Below are 10,509 nucleotides of genomic sequence, written 5' to 3' on the forward strand. Positions count from 1 at the left end.
GCTATGCTGATGCGATCCTCACCGTCTTCCACGCACGGCGCGACATGGCGCTAGCTGAATTGCAGGCCGAACTTGCCGAACGCGGCCTGCGCTTTGGCTACGGCACGCTGTGGCGGTTCTTTGCCCGTCGCGGCTACACGCGCAAAAAAAGACTGCGCACGCGGCCTCGAACATTTCTATCGGATGGCCTGGCTCAATCTCAATCACCCTCTTAACCGAGAAATGCATGTGCTTGGCAACAGGCTTAACGACATTCAATTTGGTCAGAACCCAAAACAGCTTGGGATGCGATTCTGAGCCAAAGCGCATCGATTTCTTTTAATTTAATGCTGTCAAATTGTTCGTATGTCTCCCAATATTTCCCAGATGAAACCATGTAACCCAGTTCAGATTCGGCAAGCAATGTATTTTGTATAGCAAGTTCATTGAAGCGAATGATGGGTGGATTTTTAGTCATATCTTCGAGCGCCTGCAATTCCATGCGTGGAAACGAAAGTCGCGAATTTTGTTGGTTCGATAAATTGACGATCGCGCAACGGTTTTGCCCAGCCAAGGCTTGTAATCGCGAAGATTTGGCTTCGAGGCTCTGCAGCGTGACATCCACTCGCAGCGGATCGGCAGCACCGCAACCGTAAAAATGCGTCATTTGTCCGGGCTTGGCGTCGTAAATCATGTCGCAACCAATATAAGCAATGACATCGGGCTTCAGTGCGCCCAATGCCCAATAGCCAGCAGTAAACGCCATTGTGCCGCCTGTATAGACAAATCCTCCAAATCTATTATGGATTGGTACAAATTCATTAGAAGTTATAATTTGCTTTCCCTTAACCGTATCTGCACAGGGATGTCTCTCTATGGGAAAATCATCAGGAAATATAAGGCAATTCCAAGATGGGCATGCCATCCATGCATTGTTGATTACGATGATATGGGAAAAAAAAGATGTGTCCCAACTCGCAGTTCTCAGGGCATCGGGTGCGCTGCCAACAATCAAGACCTTTCTGAAATCAGATTGCATGAATATTTCTCTTTTGTTGCAGTAACATTGCCCGAGATTGGCGTCTCACTTGCCTAGACCGAAATATTTACAAAAAATAGCGGACATAGCGCAATACCTCGATCACCCTTGTGGTTCGGTTGCGAAACCTCAACCCTATCGATTTCGGACGCCATGCGCGCCAAAGTTGCATCCACCTTCGCACTCCCCGGCCTGTCACCGGTCTGCGACAAGCCAATCAACGCCCGTTTCGACGGCGGCGACGCGGAGCGGTCGGGTCCCAGATTTGACTGGGCAATGCACTCTGGTTGAACGCTGCCGCCCCCATCCCACCGGAAACGGCTCCATCAGCCCCGGCAGCGTCATCCCCTCCGGCGGCCAGACCGCCGCCGTCATCATCCTCATCGAGATCGAAGTCCGAGGCCAAGGCCAAGGCCAAGGCGGCTTACGGCAGGAGGCTGGTTCATAGAAGCCTTTGCCCCCGCCGCAGCCTTCGCCTCCACGACACTGCCAAGCACCTTTGTCAGTTCGTGTAGGAACTTGAACCGGCGAAACTATTCCATGGGTGTACTCCGTGTGTGCCATGACCATGCCAGGGGCTGTTTTGCTCTCAACCAGCGGTGAGGCCAAATTCAAACTGTCATACAAGCGGCGGAGCCGGCCTTCCAATCCTGCGACGTCACTCGGATCGCGGGATTGCTGGATCCGTTACAAGAAGAAGCCCAAAAGCCTCGGCCATGCCCGCTTCAAGCTAGAAAAAGCGGGCATCAACCAATGGTCGATGAATTTACCGAGAAATTATCGGAGTAATAAAGAAGTTCATGTGAAATGGCCGTCAGGGCGATAGAAGGAAACTTCAACATTTGTCTAAATAGAATTCTAATGGACGTCCAGGCGATGTCCTGTCCAAATCTAAGGGGTCACTATGTCGAGCACGGTCTGGACCAACCAGCTTCATTACGACACACCGGACAACTCAGGCCGGCTTGCTGTGCGCCCGGTCTCGCAGCTCTCTTCCGGCGATGTCGACCAGGACAGCGCCGTGCTGCTGGCAAAGCTGAATGCCGCGGGCAGCGTCACCTTCCAGGTCTCGACCGACGCGGCCTTCGGAACGCTGCTGGTGAACCAGGTGGTGGCGGTGGCCGATCCTCTGGTGCCTGCCAAGTTGCAGCTCACCAACGGCACGCTGGCCGCCGGCACGACCTACCACTGGCGCGCATTGGGCGCGGATGGCGAGGTGGAGACCGCGCGGTTCCGCACGCCGGATGCCGTCACCGTGCAGAACGGCTTCAGCATGGGTGTGACCGGCGACTGGCGCGGCGAGCTGGCGCCCTACCCTGCGATCAAGAACGCAGCGAGCGCAGGCCTCGACCTCTTCGTCAAGCTCGGCGACACCATCTACGCCGACTATGCCTCGCCGGCGGTGAACATCCCGCAGGCGATGACCCTGGCGGATTACCGGGCCAAGTACAACGAGGTCTATAGCGCCCAGGCCGGGCTGGACGCCTGGGGCAACCTGCACAAGACCACCCCGATCCTGGTGACGATCGACGACCACGAGGTCATTAACGACTTCGCCGGCGGCGCGCCGGCGTCGAGCGATCCCCGCTTCGGCACCACCACCGGCCTGGTCAACGACACGGCGCTATACGAGACCGGCATGACAGCCTTCATGGAGTACAACGCGATAGAGAACCGCACCTACGCCAACACCGGGACGGCACCGCGCACCGATGGCGAGAAGCAGCTCTACCGCTACAGCCAGCAGGGCAAGGACGCGGCGGTGTTCGTGCTCGATGCGCGCAGCTTCCGCGACGAGGAGCTGGCGCCAGCGGCCAGCCTGACCGACCCGGCGGCGATCGGCAACTTCCTCGTCGCCGCCGCTAACCCCACTCGCACGATGCTCGGCGCGCCGCAGCTGGCGCAGCTTAAGGCCGACCTGCTGGACGCCCAGGCGAAGGGCGTGCTGTGGAAGTTCGTCCAGCTGCCGGAGCCTATCCAGAACTTCGGTGTGCTCGGCGCCGAGGACCGTTACGAGGGCTACTCCGCCGAACGCACCGAGCTGCTGAAGTTCATCAAGACCAACAACCTCACCGGCGTGGTGTTCGTCGCTGCCGACATCCATGGCTCGGTGACCAACAACCTTACCTACCAGGACTTCCCCGGCGGGCCGCAGATCGCGACCAATGCTTGGGAGATCACCACCGGCTCCGTCGCCTTCGACGCACCGTTCGGGCAGACCGTGGGTGCGCTGGCCGGCGCCGCCGGGCTGCTGACGCCCTCCCAGACCGCCTTCTACAACAGCCTGCCTATTGCCCCGGACACCGACAGCTCGCTGAACGACAAGGACGACTTCATCAAGTCGCTGATCAACCAACAGGTCACTCCGCTGGGCTATGATCCGATCGGCCTCAACAACAACCTGGCGCAGGCCAATGGGCTGATCGACGCCACCCTGGTCACCGGTGACTACCTGGTCACGCACGGCTATGGCTGGACCAAATTTGACGTCGATGCGACCACCAGCAAACTGACCGTCACCACCTACGGCGTGCCCTATTATTCAGCGGCCGATGCGGCGGCGAATCCTGCCTCGATCGCCGCGCTGGTGCCAACCCTGCAGGCTCAGTTCACTGTCAACCCGTCGATTAACGTGTCAGGCACCAGCGGTTCGGACAATCTGGTCGGTACCATCGGTGCGGATACTTTGGCGGGCGGCGAGGGTGACGACAACCTCTCCGGTGGCGGCGGTAATGATATCATCGACGGCGGCGCCGGCACTGACACCGCGAGCTTCTCTGCGGCCCAATTCACCTATCGCTTTGGCTTCCGTGACAGTGTAATTGTGGTCAACGGCGCCGAAGGCATGGACCAGTTGAGCAATGTGGAATTGGTGAAATTCGGCAGTTCCGCTGCGGTAAGCATTACCTCCATCCAAGGCAGTTCGAGCGACAATGGCCTGATCTACGCCAATATCGCTGGCAAGAACAATTATGCCGTGGCCGATGCCTATACCGGCCCGGTCTCGGGGCTGGTGAATCAGTTCCTCGGTAGCGCTTTTGCCGATATCATCCTTGGCACCGAAAAAGCCGATTTCATCAATTCTGACGCAGGTAACGATGCCATCAATGGCGGCGGCGGCAATGATGTGATCGATGGCGGGCTGGGCTCGAATTTCATCACCGGCGGGTCGGGCACCGATAAGTTTTTCGTTGATGGCCGCGGAGCCGCCACCAGCATCACTTGGTCCACCATCACCGATTTCTCAGCCGGTGAATCCATGACCATCTGGGGCTACAAGCCAGGCGTCAGCAAGTTCACCTGGATGGCGAGTGACGGTGCCACCGGCTTCAAGGGCGTGACGCTCAATGCCGACCTCGATGGGAATGGCGTAATCGATACCTCGGTCACTTTCTCTGGCCTAACCCAGGGGCAACTGCCCACGCCAAGCTTCGGCACGATCCAGGGGAGCGACTACATCTTCTTCGGGTAAAGATAGCCGCTCTCCAAGGCCCCAGCCTGGAGACCGCTTGTACCTGCTGACATGCTCGCCTGAATGTATCCAGTCAGACGGAGAGGCCATTGCGTTGATGGCTGATGGTTGATGGGATGGCAACGGGGTTTGGGGTTTGGGGCATGCCCCAAACCCCGTTGGCCGGCGATCTCGGCGGGGGTGCACCCGCCCAGTTTCGAGTGCGGCCGGATCGTGTTGTAGTCCTGCCACCAGGTGGCCAGCACCGCACGAGCCTGCGGCATCGAGGTGAACAATGTCTCGTTCAGGCACTCATCCCGCAGGCGTCCGTTGAAGCTCTCAACGAAGGCGTCCTGGGTGGGCTTCCCGGGAGCGATGTAGTGCCACTCCACCTGCCGCTCTTGCGACCAGCGCAGGATCGAAGTCGAGGTCAGCTCCGTGCCGTTGTCGCTCACCACCGCCAGGGGCTTGCCGCGGAGCGCCACGATCGCGTCGAACTCACGCGCCACCCTGGCGCCCGACAGCGCCGTATCGGCCACCAGCGCCAGACATTCGCGCGTGAAGTCGTCCACCACGCACAGAATGCGAAACCGCCGGCCGCAGCCCAACGCGTCGGACACAAAGTCCAGCGACCAACGCTGGTTCGGCCCCTGCGGCAGCGTCATCGGCGCTCGGGTGCCCAGTGCCCGCTTCCGGCCGCCGCGGCGGCGCACCTTGAGCCCTTCCTCTCGATAGATCCTCAGCAGCTTCTTGTGGTTCGGCGCCAGGCCCTCGCGGGCCAGCAACTAGCCCAGGCGCCGATACCCAAACCGCCGACGCTCGGCCGCCAGTTCTCGCAGCCGCTGCCGTAGGCCAGCATCGTCCGCCCGGCTCGGTTGATACCGTGCCACCCGCCGGGCAATACCAATCAGATCACACGCCCGGCGCTCGCTCAGCCCGTGATACTTCCGGGCACGGGCGCGCCAATCTGCTGGGCAATACCGCCAAGCTCAAGAACCTTTCTGTTGATGCGCGGGTGAACACCGTGCTGCCGGATAATCCGGAGGCGCAGGACGGCTTTGACCCGGCCGTGCCGATCGCCCGCAGCGTGACGGCCACGCTGAACCCAAGCATGGACACCAACGGACAGGTCGCGCTGTTCAACAATTTTCGCAACGGCACCGGCGGCGCGCTTTTCGCCGTGGTGCCGGGCAATGCGGGCAACCGTTTCAGTGTGACCATGCCGGCAGTGCGCCTGCTAGCGGCCGACCCGGGCGACCGTGTCGGCCTGCGCACCAATGAGATCCGCGCCGAGGCGAATATCACCGATGCCAGCTTCTTTCTGTGCCAGTACTGAGGAGCACCGCATGACTGAAACCGTGATTTTCTCCCGCCGGCAGAGCGAGGAAATGGCGCTGGGCTGGGGCGATGCCGCCCGCGCCTACATTAGAAGGTCCGATACCTCTAACCTTGGTGAATAATCCGGGCTAGACCCGTGCTCCGCTCGCCTTGTAGTCTCCCGCCCAAGCGTTGTTAATGAAAAATCAATGGTTCGGTAACAAGGGAGTAGCGCCATGCGCCGCCGCCTTTTCATCATCGTGGCCGCGGCGAGTTTAGTGCAGCCAGCGGTTCTGAGAGCCCAGGGGTTGGGGACGGGTTTTCCCGATCGGCCGCTCAGGCTGATCGTTGCCTGGCCAGTCGGGGGGTCGGCCGACACCATCGCTCGGCTGTTCCAGTCCCGCCTGTCAGAGGTGTTGCGGCGATCGATAGTGATCGAAAATCGCGGCGGTGCAGCCGGTTCTATAGGGGTGGCCGAGGCGAGTCGCGCGCCCAATGATGGGAGTGCATGGCTGTTCGTTTATGATACGCTGGCGACAAATGAGACGGCGATGCAATTGCCGTTCCGCACACTGGAGGCATTCGTTCCTGTCTGCCAGGTGGCCTCCGCGCCGCTGGTGATGGTCACCCATCCCAACGCGCCCTACCGAAGCTTCCAGGATGTGGTGGATGCGGCCAAGCGCGCACCCAATACCATCAACTTCGCGTCGTCGTCGGTGGGCGGTCTGCCGCATGTCGCCACCGCACTGCTGCAAGAGCAAGGCGGGTTCCGCCTGGTGCATGTACCCTATCGCGGCACCATGCCCGCGATGCAGGACGCGCTCAGCGGCGCTGTGCCGCTCTTCATCGCCGCGGCGGTGGCCCTCAGCCAGCCGATTCGCGCCGGCCAATTGCGGCCTCTGGGTGTGAGCACGCGCCTCGAAAGCCGCCACGTTCCTGGGACGAAGAGTTTTGCCGAGCAGGGCTTTGCCAATTTCGAAGCGCCAACCTGGTTCGGCATGTTGGCGCGCAGCGGCACGCCCGCGCCCCTGGTGCGGCAAATGAACGAGGCCTTGGTTCAGGTGCTCAATGAGCCGGCGGTGAAGGCCCGCATCGAGGGGCAGGGTTGCGACATCGTGGCCAGCACACCCCCGCAATACGGCCAATTCCTGGCGGACGAGATCGAGAAATGGGGGCGGGTCATTCGGGCCAACGGCATCACCGCTGACAGCTAGGCGGATCCCGGGCTTGCATTTCGCGGCCAGCAACGCGCATCGTTAGACCCTGTGGGCGGAATCGCGGAAGCAGAGATTTTCAGGATTCCGGCGCGGTCGGATGCGTGCTTCATAGCGGGTCGGTTTTGGAAGCCGACCATGCTGGCGCACATGACAGATGATGACTGGGAAATCGTGCTGGAGGTGTTCCAGGCGGTTCGCTCACGGCGAGGCGGCAAGGGGCGCGACGATCGGCGCTTTCTTGAAGCGCTGCATTATTTCACGGTGCACAACATCACCTGGCGCGCGCTCCCCGCCGAGTTTGGGCCGTGGAGCACGGTCTGGAGGCGGTTCTGGCGATTGTCGCAGAACGGGACCTTCGAGGCTTTCTTTCGAGTACTTGCGAGTTGCAGCCGGACCGCGGGCATCATCCAGATGTTCGATAGCACCTCGATCCGGGCGCATACTCGGCGGCTGGCGCAAAAGGGGGCAGCAAAGCCAGGCGCTCGGCGGCTTCGGCACCAAGATCCACATCAAGTGCGACCTCGACGGCCTGCCGCTCGACTGTCACCTCACCGGCAACGAGGCCAGCGATAGCCGCCAGTTCGAAACGCTCCTCGACATTGGCTCGGACGTGATGCCGATCCCCGCGGCCGTGCTGGGTGACGGGCTGCCCGCGGTCGAGGCCGCCTGCCTGGAAGCTCTGCGCGAAGGCGTCCACTCCGCCGATGTCGTCCTTAACATCCTGGTCCGGCAGCGCGAGCCTGCGGCGCCGCTCATCATCATGACGCCCGACGCGCCGCGGCTGAAGCACGCGCCCGCAGCCGATTGCGACCGATACGGCACCCTGAGGAGAATAGTGTGATGGAGCGTTCCGAGATCCTGACCGCGATGACGGATCCGAAGCTGTATGGCATGAAGGCGGCGTTCGATGAGATCACCGGCACCGCGGTGAAGCACCAGCAGGAACCCACACGCCTCATACAGCGCGTCGATCAGACTGGCCACCGCGGTGCGGGTATTGCCGACAAGCAGGAGCCCGACGGAAAAGGGGACGAAGCGAAGCTTCATGGCCGGCCGCAGGACGAGAGTGGCAGGATGACAAAATGCCCGCGCTGGCACTTTCCCACCAGCCCCCTCGTTCAGCGCGCCATGCGCGCAGCCGCTCCAACCGCGACCAGCGCTGTCTCCCGGACTACCCTGTCCAGCCCCGCCCGGGCATATGCCGCCAGCGCCCAATCCTGCAAGGCCAGGGCAGCCGACGGGTCCAGCCCGGCCAGCCGGCCGGCGGCGGCCTCGGGTAGGCCGCGGACAAGATCAGCCCGCATGGCTTCTAACCCGATGCTGCGCGCGGCCAGCCGGTCAGGTTCGAGCAGCCCGCGCGCCCATGCCAGGGTGCGGCCAGGTAGGCCCTGTGCCACCACTGGTGTCGATTGGGCAAGCAAGGGCGCAGTTTCGCGTTCGAATTCCGCGAACAAAGCTGTCAATGTGGGTACTCCCGCGGCGAAGGGCTGCAACCCATCGAGCACAGCGAGAGTCGCAACATCGGAGCCCGCCGCCGCGCGGAGGCGGTTCAGCGGCAGGGAGAAGTCGCGACCCTCGGCCGCCGCCGCCAGCAGCGAGCTCAAATCCGCCAGCAAGGCATTCAGACCTGCACGCGCATCACGCTCGGCCGCCAGCGCCCGGACCACCGCAGGATCGGGAACCACCGTGGGGGGCGAGCGGGGGGCCGCGGCGGGAGGTGGAGCTACCAGTTGGATTGTCTCATAGGACTTTCCGGCCAGGTAGCCCAGCATGAAGGCGAGACAGGCGGCCAAGCCAAGGCGCAGAAAGATGTTCTCATGCCAGTCGCCGGATGTGGGCGCAGGCGGGGGGAGCGGCGGGGGCACCAGGGCGGAAGAGGTCGGCGCCACCGCCACCACATCACGCCTCTCGGCCACCGGCGCCGGCGGTTCGAGCGGCGACGCTGCTGGCGTGCTGGACAGGCTGGGAACCTCCTCCTGCAAGGCGGCGGGGTCGATCCCGGGCAGCCTGCTCTTCTTCGCCATGCTCAGCCCCCCTTCGGCGCGACGATGGCCCAGACCTCGGCAGCTAGGGCCTTGATCTCCCGCGTCGCCTGGCCTCGCGGCTCCAGCGCCACCGGCGAGGAGCCATGGAAGCTCGCCTCCTGGAACACCGCCCGATCTGAGAGGAAGCTCGTCAGCGGCCTGGCCTGGAGCGTTTCCAGCTGCGCCCGGCTATGAGCGGCAACCGAGGCGCGCTTCACCCTGGTCAACAGCGCATGGGAGGGGATGGGACGATTCGCCAGCTTCGCCACATTCTCTACCAGTTTGCCCATCCGCAACGCCTCAAAGACGTTAGCCTCGTCAGTCATGCAGGGTATCAGCACGCAATCTGCAGTGCCCACGGCAAACAGCGTGACCTGGCCGTTGAAGCCCGGGCAATCGACCAGCACCAGTTCATGCGCCGCCGTAAGCCCGTCGATGGCATCGACGATACGCTCCTCATGCGCCTCGCTCACCAGCGGCACTGCGCCCAGCGCCGCCCCCTTGGCGTGCCAGCGTGTGAGCGTGCGATTGGGGTCAGCATCGACCAGCGCGATGCGACCGCCTGCCGCATGCCACCAGCAGGCCAAGCAGGCGATAGTCGTTGATTTTCCGGCGCCACCCTTGGCGGTGGCGGCCAGGATCACTCGCCCCCGTGCCGACTTGCCCCCTTTCTGCAATGCGTTGATCCCAGATGATTGATAACGGCGTTATTCCACCACGGACGACGCCACCGAGTCCATGGCCACGCGGCTCATCAGGCATGAAATTGCACGGCGGCCGCTAACCCTCCCTCTTCGCCCACGCTGAGCAGCGCCGTCTGGGCGGGCAGATCCACCTCATTCAGAAGTGGCTCGGGAAATTCGGACAGTTCGATAACTGGCTTTCCTGCCTGACAGCGGCGATTTTGCCGCGTATCAGGAGCGAGCATGACGAAGCGAACACGCCGGACACACAGCCCCGGCTTCAACGCAAACTTGGCCTTGGCCGCTATCAAAGGCGAGAAGACGCTGGCGGGGTTGGACAATCGGTTTGAGGTACACCCTGGCCAGATTGTCGCCGGCAAGGCGCTGCTGGGGTTTTCAGCGCTTGCCCCGCAACCGCTGAGACCGTTGCTGCGGTCGATCTGAAACTGCTGCATGCGAAGATTGAGGAGCTGACGCTAGAGAAAGATTTTTTGTCCGGCGCGCTCAGCAAAGCCGGCCTGCTGAGCGCAAAGCGATGATCGACCGCGGCAATGTCCTGCCCATAACGCGGCAGGCTTCGCTGCTGCGGCTGAGCCGCAGCAGCGTTTATTATCTGCCCCGTCCCGTGCCGCCGGCGCGGTTGGCGATCATGCACCGGATCGACGTGCTGCATGGTGAGCACCCCTTCGCGGGTAGCCGGGTGATGACCGACCTGCTGCGAGCGGAGGACATCACGATCTGCCTCCTGAGCGCACGTGCCGCTCCCACTCCACCGGAAATGGCTCCATCAGCCCCGGCA

The 10,509-nt window shown here is 62.3% G+C and carries 8 protein-coding genes and 4 pseudogenes; 7 read left to right on the top strand and 5 right to left on the bottom strand.

The genetic code is table 11. The annotated features are described in order from the left end of the window. A pseudogene (locus tag ABWP84_RS16625) lies at positions 1–215 on the top strand (hypothetical protein); the annotation flags it as partial. Positions 216–244: 29 nt separating this feature from the next. Here ABWP84_RS16625 and ABWP84_RS16630 read toward each other — a convergent pair. After that, positions 245–1,018 carry a hypothetical protein gene (locus ABWP84_RS16630; RefSeq protein WP_353213150.1) on the bottom strand — a complete coding sequence of 258 codons (774 nt, stop codon included), beginning with the start codon at positions 1,016–1,018 and terminating at the stop codon, positions 245–247. 904 nt (positions 1,019–1,922) lie between these two features. Here ABWP84_RS16630 and ABWP84_RS16635 point away from each other — a divergent pair. Next, positions 1,923–4,490 carry an alkaline phosphatase D family protein gene (locus ABWP84_RS16635; RefSeq protein WP_353213151.1) on the top strand — a complete coding sequence of 856 codons (2,568 nt, stop codon included), beginning with the start codon at positions 1,923–1,925 and terminating at the stop codon, positions 4,488–4,490. A gap of 164 nt (positions 4,491–4,654) precedes the next feature. Here ABWP84_RS16635 and ABWP84_RS16640 read toward each other — a convergent pair. Further along, positions 4,655–5,422 (bottom strand): annotated as a pseudogene (locus ABWP84_RS16640) (IS3 family transposase); the annotation flags it as partial. Positions 5,423–5,484: 62 nt separating this feature from the next. On the opposite strand from ABWP84_RS16640, the gene ABWP84_RS16645 reads away from it, so the two are divergent. The 4 genes and pseudogenes from ABWP84_RS16645 to ABWP84_RS16660 all read left to right on the top strand — a co-directional run. Beyond that, a complete protein-coding gene (locus ABWP84_RS16645) occupies positions 5,485–5,805 on the top strand; it encodes a hypothetical protein (RefSeq protein ID WP_353213152.1) in 321 nt (106 codons plus the stop codon). A gap of 217 nt (positions 5,806–6,022) precedes the next feature. After that, complete coding sequence (locus tag ABWP84_RS16650; RefSeq protein ID WP_353213153.1) at positions 6,023–7,000, top strand: tripartite tricarboxylate transporter substrate-binding protein; 978 nt, start codon at positions 6,023–6,025, stop codon at positions 6,998–7,000. 150 nt (positions 7,001–7,150) lie between these two features. Beyond that, positions 7,151–7,576 (top strand): transposase, encoded by a 426-nt coding sequence (locus ABWP84_RS16655; RefSeq protein ID WP_353213154.1) that lies wholly within the window; start codon positions 7,151–7,153, stop codon positions 7,574–7,576. Then, positions 7,551–7,844, top strand: a pseudogene (locus tag ABWP84_RS16660) (hypothetical protein); the annotation flags it as partial. The gene ABWP84_RS16655 and the pseudogene ABWP84_RS16660, both read left to right, overlap by 26 nt. Before the next feature lie 277 nt (positions 7,845–8,121). Here ABWP84_RS16660 and ABWP84_RS16665 read toward each other — a convergent pair. The 3 genes from ABWP84_RS16665 to ABWP84_RS16675 form a co-directional block, all read right to left on the bottom strand. Beyond that, positions 8,122–9,027 (bottom strand): hypothetical protein, encoded by a 906-nt coding sequence (locus ABWP84_RS16665; RefSeq protein ID WP_353213155.1) that lies wholly within the window; start codon positions 9,025–9,027, stop codon positions 8,122–8,124. 2 nt (positions 9,028–9,029) lie between these two features. Further along, entirely contained in the window at positions 9,030–9,671 is a 642-nt protein-coding gene (locus tag ABWP84_RS16670) for a ParA family protein (protein WP_353213156.1), read from the bottom strand. 110 nt (positions 9,672–9,781) lie between these two features. Then, entirely contained in the window at positions 9,782–9,955 is a 174-nt protein-coding gene (locus ABWP84_RS16675; RefSeq protein WP_353213157.1) for a hypothetical protein, read from the bottom strand. Here ABWP84_RS16675 and ABWP84_RS16680 point away from each other — a divergent pair. Further along, positions 9,954–10,509, top strand: a pseudogene (locus ABWP84_RS16680) (transposase); the annotation flags it as partial. The gene ABWP84_RS16675 and the pseudogene ABWP84_RS16680 sit on opposite strands and share 2 nt — an antisense overlap.

Origin of the sequence: Rhodovarius sp. (genome assembly GCF_040399605.1) — a bacterium.
In the GTDB taxonomy this organism is placed as follows: domain Bacteria; phylum Pseudomonadota; class Alphaproteobacteria; order Acetobacterales; family Acetobacteraceae; genus Rhodovarius; species Rhodovarius crocodyli_A.

Excerpts from the sequence above, each read along its gene's own strand:
- ABWP84_RS16650 (WP_353213153.1), top strand. The coding sequence starts at position 6,023 with ATGCGCCGCCGCCTTTTCATCATCGTGGCCGCGGCGAGTTTAGTGCAG.
- ABWP84_RS16675 (WP_353213157.1), bottom strand. The coding sequence starts at position 9,955 with ATGCTCGCTCCTGATACGCGGCAAAATCGCCGCTGTCAGGCAGGAAAG.
- ABWP84_RS16630 (WP_353213150.1), bottom strand. The coding sequence starts at position 1,018 with ATGCAATCTGATTTCAGAAAGGTCTTGATTGTTGGCAGCGCACCCGAT.
- ABWP84_RS16635 (WP_353213151.1), top strand. The coding sequence starts at position 1,923 with ATGTCGAGCACGGTCTGGACCAACCAGCTTCATTACGACACACCGGAC.
- ABWP84_RS16665 (WP_353213155.1), bottom strand. The coding sequence starts at position 9,027 with ATGGCGAAGAAGAGCAGGCTGCCCGGGATCGACCCCGCCGCCTTGCAG.
- ABWP84_RS16655 (WP_353213154.1), top strand. The coding sequence starts at position 7,151 with ATGACAGATGATGACTGGGAAATCGTGCTGGAGGTGTTCCAGGCGGTT.